General features: G+C 62.8%; 15 protein-coding genes, 1 tRNA gene and 2 pseudogenes. 9 read left to right on the top strand and 9 right to left on the bottom strand.

Translation table 11 applies throughout. From position 1 onward, the window contains the following. Positions 1–34 precede the first annotated feature (34 nt). The 6 genes from rimO to LB533_RS21635 form a co-directional block, all read right to left on the bottom strand. Positions 35–1,348: a 30S ribosomal protein S12 methylthiotransferase RimO gene (gene rimO / locus LB533_RS21660; protein ID WP_224678215.1), complete on the bottom strand. Its 1,314-nt coding sequence runs from the start codon at positions 1,346–1,348 to the stop codon at positions 35–37. Positions 1,349–1,505: 157 nt separating this feature from the next. Further along, positions 1,506–2,192, bottom strand: coding sequence for a TerC family protein (locus LB533_RS21655; protein WP_224678214.1), 687 nt, complete (start codon positions 2,190–2,192; stop codon positions 1,506–1,508). 196 nt (positions 2,193–2,388) lie between these two features. Further along, the gene (locus tag LB533_RS21650; RefSeq protein WP_140498595.1) at positions 2,389–2,796 is read right to left on the bottom strand and encodes a DUF930 domain-containing protein; all 408 of its coding nucleotides are present in this window, start codon (positions 2,794–2,796) and stop codon (positions 2,389–2,391) included. A 45-nt stretch (positions 2,797–2,841) separates the two neighbouring features. Next, positions 2,842–3,540 (bottom strand): DUF2161 domain-containing phosphodiesterase, encoded by a 699-nt coding sequence (locus LB533_RS21645; RefSeq protein WP_224678213.1) that lies wholly within the window; start codon positions 3,538–3,540, stop codon positions 2,842–2,844. A gap of 567 nt (positions 3,541–4,107) precedes the next feature. Beyond that, on the bottom strand, positions 4,108–4,515 hold the full coding sequence (locus tag LB533_RS21640; protein WP_224678212.1) for a hypothetical protein: 408 nt from the start codon (positions 4,513–4,515) through the stop codon (positions 4,108–4,110). A gap of 197 nt (positions 4,516–4,712) precedes the next feature. Further along, positions 4,713–4,802: transfer RNA gene (locus LB533_RS21635), tRNA-Ser, on the bottom strand. 327 nt (positions 4,803–5,129) lie between these two features. Here LB533_RS21635 and LB533_RS21630 point away from each other — a divergent pair. From LB533_RS21630 to LB533_RS21600, 7 genes are all read left to right on the top strand, one after another. Continuing rightward, a complete protein-coding gene (locus tag LB533_RS21630) occupies positions 5,130–6,347 on the top strand; it encodes a septal ring lytic transglycosylase RlpA family protein (RefSeq protein ID WP_224678211.1) in 1,218 nt (405 codons plus the stop codon). 83 nt (positions 6,348–6,430) lie between these two features. Further along, complete coding sequence (locus LB533_RS21625) at positions 6,431–7,597, top strand: D-alanyl-D-alanine carboxypeptidase family protein (RefSeq protein WP_224678210.1); 1,167 nt, start codon at positions 6,431–6,433, stop codon at positions 7,595–7,597. Between the two features lie 82 nt (positions 7,598–7,679). Beyond that, positions 7,680–8,354 carry a dTMP kinase gene (gene tmk, locus LB533_RS21620; RefSeq protein ID WP_224678209.1) on the top strand — a complete coding sequence of 225 codons (675 nt, stop codon included), beginning with the start codon at positions 7,680–7,682 and terminating at the stop codon, positions 8,352–8,354. Beyond that, positions 8,351–9,406, top strand: a complete 1,056-nt coding sequence (locus tag LB533_RS21615; RefSeq protein ID WP_140638099.1) for a DNA polymerase III subunit delta' — start codon at positions 8,351–8,353, stop codon at positions 9,404–9,406. Before tmk ends, LB533_RS21615 begins: the two co-directional genes overlap by 4 nt. Positions 9,407–9,488: 82 nt before the next feature. Then, complete coding sequence (gene metG, locus LB533_RS21610) at positions 9,489–11,042, top strand: methionine--tRNA ligase (RefSeq protein WP_224678208.1); 1,554 nt, start codon at positions 9,489–9,491, stop codon at positions 11,040–11,042. Then, complete coding sequence (locus tag LB533_RS21605) at positions 11,042–11,836, top strand: TatD family hydrolase (RefSeq protein WP_224678207.1); 795 nt, start codon at positions 11,042–11,044, stop codon at positions 11,834–11,836. The genes metG and LB533_RS21605 overlap by 1 nt, the downstream gene beginning before the upstream one ends. Before the next feature lie 3 nt (positions 11,837–11,839). After that, positions 11,840–12,661 (top strand): MBL fold metallo-hydrolase, encoded by an 822-nt coding sequence (locus tag LB533_RS21600; protein ID WP_224678206.1) that lies wholly within the window; start codon positions 11,840–11,842, stop codon positions 12,659–12,661. Positions 12,662–12,671: 10 nt separating this feature from the next. Here the strand turns inward: LB533_RS21600 and LB533_RS21595 are convergent, their stop codons facing one another. After that, positions 12,672–13,436: a GNAT family N-acetyltransferase gene (locus LB533_RS21595; protein WP_224678205.1), complete on the bottom strand. Its 765-nt coding sequence runs from the start codon at positions 13,434–13,436 to the stop codon at positions 12,672–12,674. A gap of 159 nt (positions 13,437–13,595) precedes the next feature. Then, a pseudogene (locus tag LB533_RS21590) lies at positions 13,596–13,807 on the bottom strand (sulfite exporter TauE/SafE family protein); the annotation flags it as partial. A gap of 33 nt (positions 13,808–13,840) precedes the next feature. On the opposite strand from LB533_RS21590, the pseudogene LB533_RS30210 reads away from it, so the two are divergent. Next, positions 13,841–13,945, top strand: a pseudogene (locus tag LB533_RS30210) (agmatinase); the annotation flags it as partial. A gap of 124 nt (positions 13,946–14,069) precedes the next feature. On the opposite strand, the gene LB533_RS21580 reads toward LB533_RS30210, so the two are convergent. After that, on the bottom strand, positions 14,070–14,330 hold the full coding sequence (locus tag LB533_RS21580; protein WP_181169256.1) for a DUF1127 domain-containing protein: 261 nt from the start codon (positions 14,328–14,330) through the stop codon (positions 14,070–14,072). 136 nt (positions 14,331–14,466) lie between these two features. Between LB533_RS21580 and LB533_RS21575 the strand changes: the two genes are divergently transcribed. Beyond that, positions 14,467–15,984 (top strand): winged helix-turn-helix domain-containing tetratricopeptide repeat protein, encoded by a 1,518-nt coding sequence (locus LB533_RS21575; RefSeq protein ID WP_224678204.1) that lies wholly within the window; start codon positions 14,467–14,469, stop codon positions 15,982–15,984. Position 15,985 lies beyond the last annotated feature (1 nt).

Below are 15,985 nucleotides of genomic sequence, written 5' to 3'. Positions count from 1 at the left end.
CGGAACTATCGCGAAATGTGGTAAATCGCAGTCCTCAGACGGCCGAACCGTAGAGATCATAGGGGTCGGCGCGATCGACCTTGACGGTGACGATGTCGCCGGCGCGCAGCGGGCGGCGCGACTGGATATGGACAGAGCCATCGATCTCCGGCGCATCGTATTTGGTGCGGCCCTTGGCCGATGTGCCATGTGCTTCGTCGATCAGCACCGGCAGGCGCTTGCCGACCTTCTTGGCCAATTGCGTCGCCGAGATCTTCTGCTGGCGCTGCATGAAGCGATGCCAGCGCGCCTCCTTGATTTCCTGCGGCACCTGCTCAAGGCCGAGTTCGTTGGAGCGCGCGCCCCGTACAGGTTCGTATTTGAAGCAGCCGGCGCGATCGATCTTCGCTTCATCCAGCCAGTCGAGCAGCATCTCGAAGTCCTCGTCGGTCTCGCCGGGAAATCCGACGATGAAGGTCGAGCGGATGGCGAGGTCGGGACACACATCGCGCCAGCCGCGAATGCGCTCCAGCGTCTTTTCGCCATGTGCCGGCCGGCGCATGTTCTTCAATACCTGCGGCGAAGCATGCTGGAAGGGAATGTCGAGATAGGGAAGGATCTTTCCCTCGGCCATCAGCGGGATGACGTCGGCGACGTGCGGGTAGGGGTAGACATAGTGCATGCGCACCCAGATGCCCAGCTTGCCCAGTTCCTCGGACAGATCGAGGAATTTCGCCCGTACTTCACGGTCGCCGAACATGCTGGTCTGATATTTGATGTCGATGCCGTAGGCGCTGGTGTCCTGCGAGATGACGAGGAGTTCCTTGACGCCGGCCTTGGCCAGTTTCTCGGCCTCGCGCAGCACATCGGCCGCCGGCCGCGAGACAAGATCGCCGCGCAGCGCCGGGATGATGCAGAAGGTGCAGCGGTTGTTGCAGCCTTCCGAAATCTTGAGATAGGCGTAGTGGCGCGGCGTGAGCTTGACGCCTTGAGGCGGCAGCAGATCGATATAGGGATCATGGCGCGGCGGCGCCGCCTCGTGCACGGCCGCCATGACGCTCTCATAGGCCTGCGGACCGGTGATGGCGAGAACGTTGGGATGCTTCTCGCGGATGACGTCAGGCTCGGCGCCCAGGCAGCCGGTGACGATGACCCTGCCGTTCTCCGAAAGCGCCGAACCGATGGCGTTGAGCGATTCATCGCGGGCGGAATCGAGGAAGCCGCAGGTGTTGACGACGACGAGATCGGCGCCGTCATGTTTGCGCGCGATCTCGTAGCCCTCGGCGCGCAGGCGCGTGATGATGCGTTCGGAATCCACCAGGGCTTTGGGGCATCCGAGACTGACGAAGCTGACGCGCGGGGCGGACATGGGCAGGTTTCCAATGGACCTGAACCGGAAACGCTGATCCGGCTCGAAGTCGCGACATATTGCGGTTTGCACGGCTCTGGCAGGAGCTCAATTCGGGCGGCGCAATAGCACGGCTTCCCTGATCAGGCAAACAGGCTTGGCAAGCGACGGTAACGGCTCAGTGCCCGCTTGAGCCGAACCATGGTGCCAGGAAAGCGAAATGCTCGGGAAATTGCTGCACAGCGCCGTCGAGAAGCATCTTCACGGCGACGTAAAGGATGATCAGCAGGCCAATATAGGCGATCCAGCGGTATTTGTGCAGCAGGCGCGCGACAAAGGACGCGGCGAAGCCCATCAGCGCAATCGACAAAGCAAGGCCGATGATGAGGACAGTCGGATGGTTCATGGCCGCTCCCGCCACGGCCAGGACATTGTCGAGCGACATCGACACGTCGGCAATGACGATCTGCCAGGCGGCCTGCGAGAAGGTCTTGCGCGGCGACTTGCCGGCGATGGTGCCGTCCTTGTCGAAATCGCCATTCGACAGCGCTTCGGTCGCGTCGCGCTCCTGCTCGTGGCTGACGCCCAGCTCCCGCCACATCTTCCAGCACACCCACAGCAGCAGCAGGCCGCCGGCGATGAGGAGCATGGGGCCAATTGTCAGCAACCATTGCGTGATCAGGGCGAAGAAAATGCGAAGGACGGTGGCCGCGATGATGCCGACCAGAATGGCCCGTTTGCGCTGACTGGCCGGCAGGCCGGCCGCCGCAAGGCCGATGACGATGGCGTTGTCCCCGGCCAGCGCAAGATCGATCGCGATTACCTGAAAAAGGGCCGATAAGCCTGCGGCAGTAAATATTTCCATCGACCTGGAAGCCCTTGCCTGTTCGCCGAGTGTTCGTTATCGATCGCCCAGCCCGCCCTAAAGGCATGGTTCCTTGCCGTCAAGACATCGCTTCGGGCAACGCCGCAAAACCGCTTTGTTGCAGCGGCGCTGCAGAGGGGATTCGACAATCACGGGCAGAAGAGCCGAAACGGCAATGAAAACCTAGTCGTAGCGCCTAATCGTAGAGATTGTATTTTGCCCAATCGGTCTCCGGGATCTCGTCGCCGATGCGGTAGCGGAGCTGTAAGACCTCCATATGGTCCGGCGCCGTCTCGCACTTGAATTTCAGCCGGTACCATTGCCCCTTGCTGCGGAAGGCGGCTCCCGGGCTCTTGATGGCGTCGTCGCTCATGACCGGCGTGGCAAAGGCGTAAGCGACCACCCGATCCGCCTTGTACTTGCGGTCGTCGTGGGTGATGCGGTCGAGGACTTCAGCATCACAGCGCTGTTCGAGGCGGGTTTGCGGGTCGAGTTTCAGGAGGCCTGCGCGCAAGGCGCTATCCATGGCGTTGGCCGGAAAAGCCAGGGTCAAGAACGCCATGACCGTCGTGCAGAGTGTCTTCATGGGCGGGACAAGCAGCATATTTTGTCTGAAAAATCAACCAAAGGGCCGGGCGTTGTCCCGCGCTCAGGCACTCGGCGCGTTCAAAATCCCGTGTCGGGATTCATCGTGCGATGGCTGCGGCCAACGTATCAGCGAGGCACGGCCGGCGTCGGTCAGATCGTAGACGCCGCGGTCGACGCGCGCGAACCAGCCATAGACATTGTGCAGCAGGATTTTCGGCGCAAGCGGCGTCAGCGCCTTGAGATCGCGCGGGCGCTTGGGCCCGTCGGCCAATGCCGCGGCGCAGACGAGGGCGCTTTGGCGGTACGCTGTCATGATGGGATTGCGCGATCCGCCGCCCGCGACAGGATCGCCGCGGCGCCGCCGGTGTTCGTCGACAAGACGCGAGCGGCGCTTTGGATTCTTGCGCGGCGTGACGGGGACGGGGCTCAGAAGCACCTCGACCCGGTCGCTCGCCGTCACGCCGAGCAGGCCGAAGCCAAGCCGGCGGCAAAGATTGCGGAACCGGGCGTCGCTCTCGCGTCCCTTGCCCCGGGCCGACATGCGCGCGGCCAGCCACACCTCGTCGCAGGCGGTTGCGCGGTCGACGCCTTGCAGCACCAGTTCGAGATTGAACGCCAGCTTCAACTCGCAAACGACGACGACGGGCGGCTCCCCCTCACGCAGCGCGACGATATCGCAGCCGCCGATCTCGCCCTTCACGGCAAAGTCCAGGCTTTCGAGAAACCGTTTCACCGGTGCGTAGAGTGAGGTTTCGTTCATGCTTCAAGGCTTAGCCGATTCGGCACGAAAAGCCTCGGGAGTGACCCTCACCATATCATGAAGGAAGCGACATCGGCGTGCCACACCTTGCCGACGCCGACGTCCGCGTTCGCCTGATCGACGATTGCGACGCTTTCGGTCACTTCATCAGCGGTCAATGTCGCGCTCCGATCGTTTGGCTCATCAGGCAGGCCTACATGCCTTTCTGGGTTCGCCGAACCATCGTGATGCGGCTTGAGCGGCTTCCTCGGGCTCGCAGGGCTCCGAGGTCTCGCCGCACGTAGACGCGACTAACAAGGTCGGCACACACATCCTGTATTTCAACACAAGCGACGGGTGGGACCCTGAGGCGGGGCTGTTCCATTTTCCGTTGCACGGAGACTCTCGGGGCACATGGCCGACCATGCCGTCGCCAGCAACCCGCGCACTGGCGGTAATGACGGCGGCAGGCGTCGACCTGGCAAACGGCTTCCATATCGGTTCGGCGTGAATTGCTGAACGACTGGCCGACCGAGCCCGCCGCCTCATGGTGGCGGGCCATTCTTCACTGAGCGGAATTCCGCCAAATCAGCTTCTGGCTGGTGACAACCCAGACGCCGAGCGCACGTTTGCGCTTGAGAAAACCACAAAGGCGAAAAGCAGCACCGCGGCGGCGACGATGAGCGAACCCGCAGCGACGACCGGCTCAAGCGCTGTATTCCCTAGCAGCATCAAATACAGCGCCGGCAACATCACCACCAAGCCGACGTTGTACAGGCCGAAGTGGGCAATTGCCACTTTCCGCTCTGCCTTTGCCGGGTTCAGGGCGTAGTAGCCGCCAAAGATTGCACTTGTGACCCATCCGAGCAGATTGATGTGCGCATGCGCCGGGAACGCACCGTGATCTCCCGAAATCGCCATTTGCAAGCCAGCGCCGATCCCCAAAATGAGCCAAACGACGGCGGTCTTAAAGAAAAGATCCGAAACCTTAGGCATGTCACTTCCTCCCCAGAATGCCGAAGCCGACGTGACGAGATTAGGGCTTCCTAATATTCGATGCAATCAAGATCAAAGCCATTTACGGAGGCGCTGCCTCACGGTGGCGGGCTTCATCGTTTGTTGAGGTTAGGAACGGAGTTAGCAACCGAATAAGAAAAATCCGAAAAGCGATGCCTTTCAACGCGCTAGGAACCTGGCGGAGGGAGTGGGATTCGAACCCACGGTGAACTTGCGCCCACGCCGGTTTTCAAGACCGGTGCCTTAAACCGCTCGGCCATCCCTCCAGCGACATCTCTTCGCCCAACGTCACTCGATCAGATATTCGAGCCCGGCGGCGAATGAAGAGAGCCATCTCGCTGATGCTCTAGTGTGCCCGGCAAAGACCTGTCAACCGGCATGCGCGGACAGCACGTTCCCGGCAGCCTACGCCGGGCAGGGTGGCGTCACAATCTTGCCTGGTTCCGGCCACAATCGATTAATAGCGTGATAAACAATTCCTGCGCACAAAGGACAGGGGTTCGAGGCGCCGTTGGTCTTGGTCAGGTAAGCTTTGGCTCCTGGGACGTTCAAGCCGCGGCGTCTTTGGTCGAGACTGTAGGGGACATCAGGAAATGCAGACTACGGCGCGCCCGCGTCTACGCCGTGCTTGCGCTTTCGCGCTATTCACCATGTCGGCAGTGTTGCTTGCCGCCTGCGCGTCGCAGCCTGAACCAAAAGGGATGGTCCACAAGAAGACCCGTTCCAAGGAATATTTCGCCGAAACCGAATATGGCGTGAAGGCCAGCCCTCGCGTCGCCTTCATGCGGCGTGGCGGCGGCCGCGACCAACTTGGCAAGCCCTACCAGGTTCGCGGCAAGTGGTACTATCCGAAGGAAGACAAGCACTATGCCAAGGTTGGCCTGGCGTCCTGGTACGGCGATGCCTTTCATGGACGGCTGACCGCCAACGGCGAAGTCTACGACATGAGGCATCTGACGGCGGCGCACCCTACCATGCCGCTGCCGAGCTACGCCCGCGTCACCAATCTCAAGACCGGCAGTTCGGTCATCGTGCGCGTCAATGACCGCGGTCCCTACCACCAGGGCCGCATCATCGACGTCTCGGAACGCGCCGCCCAGATGCTCGACTATGCCAATGTCGGCACGGCCGAGGTGAAAGTGGAATATGTTGGCCGCGCGCCGCTCGACGGCAATGACGACCAGTATCTGATGGCCTCCTACCATCCAGGCAACAGGATACCGGACCCGTCGGATGGCTTGCCGACCGGCGTCATGGTGGCCATGAACGGACCATCGCCGAGCCTGCCGGTGAGTGCCGCCGCCGTGCCGTTCCCAGGCCAGCTGACGAATTCCGATGCAGCTCCGCAAGCGCAGGTGCCGGCACAATCGCCGGCCTTGGGTGACCTGGCGCTGCCCGACTTCGGTCCGATCGTGCCGGAGCGTCCGGATATCGGCTTGCCGCCGCAATCGCCGTTTTCGGTGGCCTCGCTCTCCTATGCCGACGAGCGCGTGCGGCACGCCGATGTCTTTGCCGCACTTGACGACGACGGCATGTCGCCCGCCGACATCCTGCGCTCATGGAAGAACGCCAACCCGCAAGCGCCGTCGCCCGCCTATGTCGCGGCCGGCACTTTCGATGACGCCACCGAGGCAAAACGCGTGGCCGCCGCGCTCGAGCCCTTCGGCAGGATCGAAATCCAACGTTCCGAATTCGACGGCAAGGACTGGTATGCGGTGAACCTCTATCCGGACGGCCATGGCGGCGTCGACGATCTGCTGCAGGCGGCCTGGTCGCATGGTGCGCCGGACGCCCTGGCCGTGCGCAACTGATCTATTTTTCCCGCACGGTTGATCCTGCGGAAAAAACCTTGATAGCCTGGCCGCGCCAGAACCGGCAAACGGGTCGAGATTTCATGCAGTTGCGCGTCTTTCCGCCTTTGGCCGGATTTCTGGGATTGGCCCTGCTGCTGTTTTGCATCGCGCCCGCCAACGCGCAGCTTTTCGAGACCAAGGCAGCCCAGGCCTTCATGATCGATGCCGAAACCGGAACGGTGTTGTTTTCCAAGGACGCCGACAAGCCGATACAACCGGCCTCGATGGCCAAGCTGATGACGATGGAAGTGGTGTTCAACGCCATCAGGTCCGGGCGCCTGACCCTCGACGACACGTTCGTGGTGAGTGAAAACGCCTGGCGCAAGGGCGGCGCCCCTTCGGGAACGTCGACGATGTTCGCCAAACTCAAATCGGCGGTCCGGATCGAGGACCTGATCCAGGGCGTGACGGTGCAGGCGGCCAATGACGGCTGTATCGTGCTGGCCGAAGGCATCGCCGGGTCCGAGGACAATTTTGCCGCGCAGATGACCGAACGCGCCCGCCAGATCGGCCTGGCCAAATCGACCTTCGTCAATTCGACCGGGCTGCCGGCGGAGGGCCAGCAGACGAGCGTGCGCGAGCTGGCAATGCTGGCCTTGCATCTGTGGCGCGACTATCCGGACCTTTATCGCTACTACGGCCTGAAGGACTTTACCTGGAACAAGATTTCGCAGAGGAACCGCAACCCGCTGCTGGCGATGGACATCGGCGCCGACGGCCTGGCAGTCGGCAGCAGTGAGGTGTCCGGCTTCGGCATAGTCGGCTCGGTCAGCCACAATGGCGCGCGGGTGATCGCGGCGATGAGCGGGCTCGCAAGCGACAAGGAACGCGCTGAGGAGGCACGCAAGCTCCTCGACTGGGGTTCGCGTTCCTTCGAGAAGACGCAAATCTTCGCCAAGGACGAGGTGGTGGGCCAGGCGGAGGTTTTCGGCGGCGTCAAAGCCGGCGTGACGCTGAAGGCGAAGGGGCCGATCGCCATCTTCCTGCCGGTGGCCAACCGCGACAAACTGACAGCGAGCATCGTCTATGACGGCCCGGTTGCCGCACCCGTGGAGGAGGGGCAGCCGGTAGGCGTGCTGCGGGTCTGGATCGGCGACACGCTGAGCCAGGAAACGCCGCTGTTCGCCGCCGAATCGATCGGCATCGGCGCGCTGCCGCAACGTGCTCTCGACGCCGTCAAGGAACTGGCGGTCGGCTGGCTGCGATAGCGTCGGCGGCATGGACGTTTTCCCGAACGCGGACTATCTAGAGCGCTAGAATCCATTCAAATATGGGATAAAGGCCTTTCTATTGGCGCGCGGATTTTTCATCACCTTCGAAGGCGGCGAAGGAGCAGGCAAGTCGACGCAGATCGAGCGGCTGGCGGGAAAGATGCGCGCCAAGAAATACGACGTCCTCGTCACCCGCGAGCCGGGCGGCTCGCCGGGCGCGGAAGCGGTCCGGCATGTGCTGCTCTCGGGCGCCGCCGAGCCGTTCGGGCCGAAGATGGAGGCACTGCTTTTCGCCGCGGCGCGCTCCGACCATGTCGAGCAGGTCATCCGCCCGGCGGTCGAGCGCGGCTCCATTGTTCTATGCGACCGCTTCCTGGATTCCTCGCGCGTCTACCAGGGCATCACCGGCGGCCTCGACCCGGTGTTCATGGAGACGCTGGAGCAAGTGGCCATCAATGGCATGATGCCCGACATGACGCTGATCTTCGACATCGATCCCACCGAAGGCCTGAGACGCGCAACAGTACGTCGCGGCGCCGGCGCCGGCCCCGACCGCTTCGAAAAGGAAACGCTTGCCATTCACCAGGCGCGCCGCGAGGCATTCCTGGCGATCACGGCGGCCGAGCCGGAGCGCTGCGTCGTGATCGACGCATCCGCCGCTCCCGATGCGGTAGAGAATGCCGTCACCGCCACCGTGTTCGCGGCACTGGAGGCGAGGGCGCCCATGCGCAACAGACAGACCGCACCCGCATGATCTTCGAACGCATCGCGCCGGAACAGCATGACACGCTGGACGGCGTCCCCGAACCGTCCGAAACGCCACGCCTGGTGGGGCACGGGCAGGCCGCCGCCATGCTCGCGGCCGCCTATCGCGCTGGAAAGCTGCCGCACGCGCTGATCTTCGCCGGACCGGTCGGCATCGGCAAGGCGACGCTCGCCTTCCATCTGGCGCATCACCTCCTGAAGCATCCCGCCTTCGAGCAAGCGCCGGAGACGCTCGCCGTTCCCGATCCGGCGTCCTCGCTGTTTCGTCAGATCGCCACCGGCGCGCATCCGGGCGTGTTGCATCTGACCCGTCCGTTGAACGACAAGACCAAGAACTTCAAGACGGTCGTCACCGTCGACGAGATCCGCAAGGTCAGTCGCTTCCTGTCGCTGACTTCGCATGACGGCAGCTACCGGGTGGTGATCGTCGACCCGGCCGACGACATGAATGCCAACGCGGCCAATGCCTTGCTGAAGAATCTCGAGGAGCCGCCGGCGCGAACGCTGTTCATCCTCATCGTCCATGCACCGGGCAGCCTGTTGCCGACGATTCGCTCGCGCTGCCAATTGGTTCGGCTGTCGCCGCTTGATGCCGACGAGCTGATGGCGGTGCTGGAAACCGCCGAGCCGCCTCCGCCGGATGATCCGGCCGCGCGGGCGGCACTTGCCGAGCGGGCAGGGGGCAGCGCCCGCAATGCGATCCTCCTGACGCAGTATGGCGGGCTGGAGATCGCCGAAACGCTGGACGCCCTGGTGAGCGCCGGCAAGAGCGACATCGCCGGCGCCTATCGCCTTGCCGAGGTGGTGGCCGGACGCGACCAGGCGATCCAGTTCGATATCTTCAACCGCCGCGCGCTCGACCTGTTGTCCGATGCGGCTAGCCGGGCGGCGCTGGCCGGCGATCTCGCACGAGCCAAAACGCTTTCGGACACTTGGCACGAGGCGCTGGACGCTATATCTGAGACTGACACCTACAATCTCGACAAGAAGCAGCACGCCTTGACCATGATCGACCGCCTGAAGTCTGCAATGCGAATGTGATGGTTCCCTCGGGATGGCAATCGCCTCCCCGATGCGATATCCACCGCCACGCCTTCCATTCAGACTTCATGACGGTTCATTCATGTCACGCGATACATACTACGTCACGACCGCGATCTCTTACCCCAATGGCAAGCCGCATATCGGCCATGCCTACGAATTGATCGCCACCGATGCGCTGGCCCGCTTTCAGAGGCTCGACGGCAAGCAGGTCTTCTTTCTCACCGGCACCGACGAACACGGCATCAAAATGCTGCAGACGGCGAAGAAGGAAGACATTTCGGCGCGCGAACTGGCCGACCGAAATTCGGCCGAGTTCAAGCGCATGGCGACCGCGCTCAACGCTTCCAACGACGATTTCATCCGCACCACCGAAGAGCGGCACTACGCGGCATCTCAGGCGATCTGGAGGGCGATGGCCGCCAATGGCGACATCTACAAGGGCGGCTATGCCGGCTGGTACTCGGTGCGCGACGAAGCCTATTACGGCGAGGAGGAAACCGAGGTTCGTCCCGACCATGTCCGCTATGGCCCGCAAGGAACGCCGGTCGAATGGGTCGAGGAGGAAAGCTATTTCTTCCGGCTCTCGGCTTATCAGGACAAACTGCTGGCGCTCTACGAGGGCCAGCCGGATTTCATCGGCCCGGCCGAGCGGCGCAATGAAGTGATGAGCTTCGTCAGATCGGGACTGAAGGACCTGTCGATCTCGCGCACGACGTTCGACTGGGGCGTGCCGGTGCCCGGAGACGAGAAGCACGTGATGTATGTCTGGGTCGACGCGCTGACAAACTACATTACCGGTGTCGGCTATCCCGATGAAAAGGCTGATAATTGGAAATTCTGGCCGGCCGATGCGCACATCATCGGCAAGGACATCGTGCGTTTCCACGCCGTCTACTGGCCGGCCTTCCTGATGTCGGCAGGCATTCCGCTGCCGAAGCGCGTCTTTGGCCACGGCTTCCTGTTCAACCGCGGCGAGAAGATGTCGAAATCGGTCGGCAACGTCATCGACCCCTTCACCATGATAGAGCATTACGGGCTCGACCAGGTGCGCTATTTCTTCCTGCGCGAGGTGCCGTTCGGCCAGGACGGCAGCTACAGCCACGAAGCGATCGTCAACCGCACCAATGCCGACCTTGCCAACGGCATCGGCAATCTGGCGCAGCGCTCGCTGTCGATGATCGCCAAGAACTGCGGCGGCGTGGTGCCGACGCGCGGCGAGCTGACCGATGTCGACAAGGCAATCCTCGATCAGGCGGCGGCCGCTCTTGCCGCCGCGCGCAAGGCAATGGCCGAGCAAGGCATCCATCTGGCGCTGGCATCGATCTTCGGCGTGGTGGCCGAAGCCGACCGGTATTTCGCCGGACAGGAACCCTGGGCGCTGAAGAAGACCAACCCCGAGCGCATGCAAACGGTATTGTGGACTACGGCCGAAGTGGTGCGGCGCGTGGCGATTCTGTGCCAGCCCTTCACTCCAGGATCGGCCGCGAAACTGCTTGACCTGCTGGCTGTGCCGGCAGACGAGCGCGATTTCGTGCATCTCCACGCCGACCATGCGCTTGTGCCGGGCAGAGCGTTGCCTGTGCCAGAAGGCGTGTTTCCGCGTTACGTCGATCAGCCGGAAGCGAACGGCTGATGCTCGTCGACAGCCACTGCCATCTGGATTTTCCGGACTTCGCCGAGGAGCGGGCGGCCATCGTCGCCCGCGCCCTGGCCGCCGGGATCGGCCGCATGGTAACGATTTCCACGCGCGTGAAGCGATTTCAGCAAATACTTGAAATCGCAGACGCTTTCGACGAAGTATACTGCTCCGTCGGAACCCACCCGCACAATGCGGCCGAAGAGCTTGACGTGACGACGGCGGATCTCGTGCGCCTGTCCGCCCATCCCAAAGTGGTGGCGATCGGCGAGGCCGGGCTCGACTATTTCTATGACAAGGCGCCCCGCGATGCGCAGGCGCAGGGTTTGCGCAACCACATCGCCGCTGCCCGCGAGACGCGCCTGCCGCTGGTCATCCATTCGCGCGATGCCGACGACGACATGGCTCATATTCTGGAGGAGGAAACGGGGAAGGGCGCCTTCCCGTTCGTCCTGCACTGTTTTTCGTCGGGACGCAGGCTGGCCGAGGTTGGCGTCTCGCTGGGCGGCTATGTTTCCTTTTCCGGCATCCTGACCTTCAAGAATTCGGCCGAAATACGCGCCATAGCCGCCGACCTGCCGCATGACCGGCTGCTGGTGGAGACCGATGCGCCATACCTCGCGCCGATCCCATTTCGCGGCAAGCGCAATGAACCCGCCTATGTCGTGCACACGGCCAGGGTGCTGGCCGAGACGGTCGGCGTCAGCGAAGGTGAAATCGCGGCTTTGACGACCGACAATTTCTTCCGGCTGTTCGGCAAGATGCCGCGACCCGCCGAGCAAAGCGCCTGAACGATGACAGACCGGCTGCGCCTCACCATTCTCGGCTGCGGCTCGTCACCCGGCACGCCGCGCATCACCGGCGACTGGGGCAATTGCGATCCGCAAAATCCGAAAAATCAGCGCATGCGCACGGCTGCCCTTGTCGAGCGGATCGCCGCGAGCGGCGCCCGCACCACCGTCGTCATCGACACTGGGCCGGATTTCCGCCAGCAGATGCTGATGGCGTCGGTCAAACGCATCGATGCCGTCGTCTACACGCATCCCCATGCCGACCACATCCACGGCATCGACGACCTGCGCGGCTTCGTGCTCGACCAGCGGCAGCGGATTGATATCCATGCCGACCATTCAACGATGCTGCGGCTGCGCCAGGCCTTCGGCTACTGTTTCGAGACGCCGCCAGGCAGTTCCTATCCGCCGATCGTCGACGCCCACATCATCGATCACGCCGGTCCCGTCGTGATCGAAGGCGAGGGCGGTGCCCTCACCCTCGAGCCGCTGCCGCAGGTTCATGGCGACATCATATCGCTCGGCTTCCGCATCGGCGGACTAGCCTATTGCCCCGACATCAGCGATTTTCCGGCTGCCACCGCCGAGCGGCTGCGTCATCTTGATGTCCTGATCGTGGACGCGCTTCAATACAGGACACACCCGAGCCATCTGTCGCTCGGCCAGGCGCTAGAATGGATCGAACGGCTGGCTCCGAAACGGGCCGTGCTGACCCATATGCATGGGCCGCTGGACTACGCTACCGTGATGGCTGAGACTCCGGCAAATGTCGAGCCCGCATTTGATGGCATGGCGCTTGAAATTCCTTATGAGTCAGCATCATAGGAAGAGGTCTTCATCGGGGCGTCGTACTCTTTGGCGCGAACATGAACAGCGTTCCAATCCGCTCATAACCGACACGAGGGTACAGATGCGCCCCGGTGTGAGTGGCCGTCAGCACGGAGGACTTCGAACCATGGGCCTGATCGTCCCACAACATCCTTGAGAGAAGCGCCTGGCCGATGCCACGGCGGCGGTGCGAGGGTTCGACATACATGTCCGCGCACCATGTGGCGCCCACAGCATCCACGCTGCGTACGCGACCGACGATGTCTTCTCCATCGATCGCCACGTACTGGCGGAATGGAGCGTCATCGCCAAGCAAAGTGTCCGGGATCGGCCGTGTGCGCGTGATCTTTCCCAACTGGACCGCCAGTTCGGCTGTTTGCACACGTTCGATCGAAACGGCAGCCTGCGGCGGCCTCGGAATCTGGCTTATCCGCCGCATGAAGAAACCTTCGGTCCCGAGCAACCGATAGCCGAGAGCCTTATATGCGCTTCGCGTCGGCTCGTCTGGCTCCGCTGTCGCAACCATGACGCAGACATTGAATCTTCCTCGCGCATGCTGCCGGGCAGTCGCATCGACGTCCTCGGGATCGACGTGATAGGCGATCCATTCTTCCTTGCGGTAATCGCGAGCGTTCTTGCGCTCAGCATCGCGCATCAACCACAACGACCCGACACGACTTGTCTCGTAAGGAAAGGTACGGCTCTTGCCGGTGCTGTGCCCGTGCACGAACACCTCGATGGCAGACTCAATCGCTCGGTTTGAACCCGTCATCGCCGCAGCCTAGCGTTGCTGGACAGATCAAGGCAATACGCTGCATCAGCTCAACGCTACGGTTCCATAATCTATCTTATGCGACTTATGGAGATGGCAGGCTGATGCGGGAGAGCGGCTGCTTGAATGGGCACCGGGTCGCCGTCTCCTGCTGGAGGCGATCTTGTAGAGAGTTTCCGATTTGAGACGTGTTGCCCACCTTGAGGCTGACCGGCCAATGGGCCGCCACGTCGGCAAAGGGCACTGTCTGCGCCCTGAACGGCAACGCTGTGGCCATCACGACTAGGCTGATCGCCTTGTTCAGGATCACTGCTTCCAGCGAAGTTGAACGTGCCAATTAATGGCGGCAGACGAAACTCAGCGTCTCCCAGGGTCTGCGCCGGCAGCGCTTCGCCGAACACCCGCTTGGCAGCGCGCGCTTTACCGACGTCGAAGCGGCCCTGCGTTATGGCAGCCACTTCGTGACCGCCCGCGAGGTCCATGCCCATAGCATCGAAGCCGCTCTACGTCCGGATATCGACGCCTGTCGGCCCTGACCGCCGCACGGCTCGTCATCAATGTGATCGGTACCATCGCCCGGCAGGTCTGAAATCCGCCCTACCCTATACTGCTGATATCTGCTCAGCATTCGGCTTACCGTCGCCAGAAGGGCTTTGCGAGCTCTGCCTCGACCTGCCGTTTCGTCAATCCGATGTCGTCGATCAGATGGGGATTGTCCTTCGACATTCGCTCAAGCTCCCAGCGAAAGCGTATCCGCTCGCGCCAGCTCCGATCGTGCCAGCTTTCGACAATGCTTCGCAGGGTCGTCAGGTGCCGACGCAACGCTTCCGCCAGCCCCTCAGGCATCCTCGGCCGCGCGGTCTGACACCGCGTCGATGCAAGGGTATCGTTCATAGCAACCTCCTACGGTTTGAGGGTGGGGTCCTAGACTTGGGACCTCGACCTGAAAGAGGTTGAATTGTGCCGGATGCGAACAGCGCCGTAATTAAGCTCTCCCAAATAGTTCTCAAAAGTTCCAAACGGGCTATAGATGCGCTTCATGCAGGGATCGCGCTTTGCCTTTGGTCCGTTTGTGCTTGATCCGGATGCGGGAACACTGCTTCGGAACGATGAGCCCGTTGCCGTCGGCTACCGTGGGCTCAAGCTGCTGACGGCGCTCGTCGAACGGCCAGGCGAAGTCCTCGACAAGGCCGATCTGATGGATGCGGCATGGCCGGGTACAGCGGTCGAGGAAGGCAATCTCACCGTCCAGATCGCGCAGCTGCGCAAGCTGCTTGGTCCGCCCGCCGACGGCGGGGAATGGATCGCCACTGTTCCGCGCGTCGGCTACCGCTTCGCCGGGATCGTGGAATCCCTCGGTAGCGCCAAGCGTAAAGCTTTGCCGCTGCCCGACAAGCCCTCGATAGCCGTGCTGCCCTTCGTCAATCTCAGCAACGACCCCGAGCAGGAGCCCTTCGCCGACGGATTGACCGAAGACCTGATCACCGACCTGTCCAGGGCCTCGGGCTTGTTCGTCATCGCGCGCAACTCGACCTTTGCCTACAAGGGAAAGGCCATGGACGTGCGCGAGATCGCCCGGGAGCTTGGCGTGCGCTACCTCCTGGAGGGCAGCGCAAGACGTGCCGCGGGACGCGTGCGCATCAACGCCCAGCTGGTCGACGCCGTGAGTAGCGATCACCTGTGGGCGGAACGCTTCGATCGCGGGCTGGACGATATCTTTGCCGTTCAGGACGAGGTGACGGCCAAGATCGTGGAGGCGCTGCTCGGCCGGCTGCGCGCGCCGCCGCCGCGCAATCGGCCCAAGAGTCTCGAGGCCTACGCTCTCTGCGTTCGGGCGCGCAAGCTGATAGACGATTCACCGCAGACGGCGCGCGAGGCGCATCTGATGCTGACGCGCGCGGTCGCGCTCGATCCGGAATACGCCGAGGCCTATCGCTGGCTTGCAATGAACCACTGGATGGGATGGGTGCATTGGGGCGAGCCGGTGGAACCCAACCGTCGCCTGGCCCTGGATCTGGCGCGCAAAGCGGTGGCGATCGATCCCAATGACGCCGGCTGCCGCTGGGTGCTCGGCAACCTGCTCGCCTATGAGCGCGACTTCGCCGAAGCGGATGCCGAGTTCGCCAAGGCGTTCGAGCTCGACCCCAACGAGGCCGATGCCTGGGCGACGTTGTCCGACATCTCCGTGCTGGCCGGGCGGGTCGAGGAGGGGCTCGAGCAGATCCGCAAGGCGTTCAGGCTCAACCCGTTTCCGGCAAGCTGGTATTATCTGACGCTCGGCGCGGCGCAATATGCGGCGCGCGACTACGAGGCCGCCGTCAAAACGTTGCGCCGGGACGAGACTTACCGAACGAGCTCACGCCGCTTCCTGGCGGCCAGCCTCGCGCAGCTCGGCCGGCTCGACGAGGCGCGCACGGAGGTCGAACTGTTCCTCGTCGGCAACCCGCATTTCACCACCAGCCACTGGGTCTGGACGGAGCCCTTCCGCGATGCGGCGATGCTTGATCATTTCGTCGACGGCTTCCGCAAGGCCGGTCTTCCGGAGTGAG

Source organism: Mesorhizobium sp. BR1-1-13 (genome assembly GCF_020165515.1).
Classification (GTDB): domain Bacteria; phylum Pseudomonadota; class Alphaproteobacteria; order Rhizobiales; family Rhizobiaceae; genus Mesorhizobium.
Note: the sequence above shows the minus strand (reverse complement) of the source record. Positions and strands in the feature narration are given on the sequence as shown.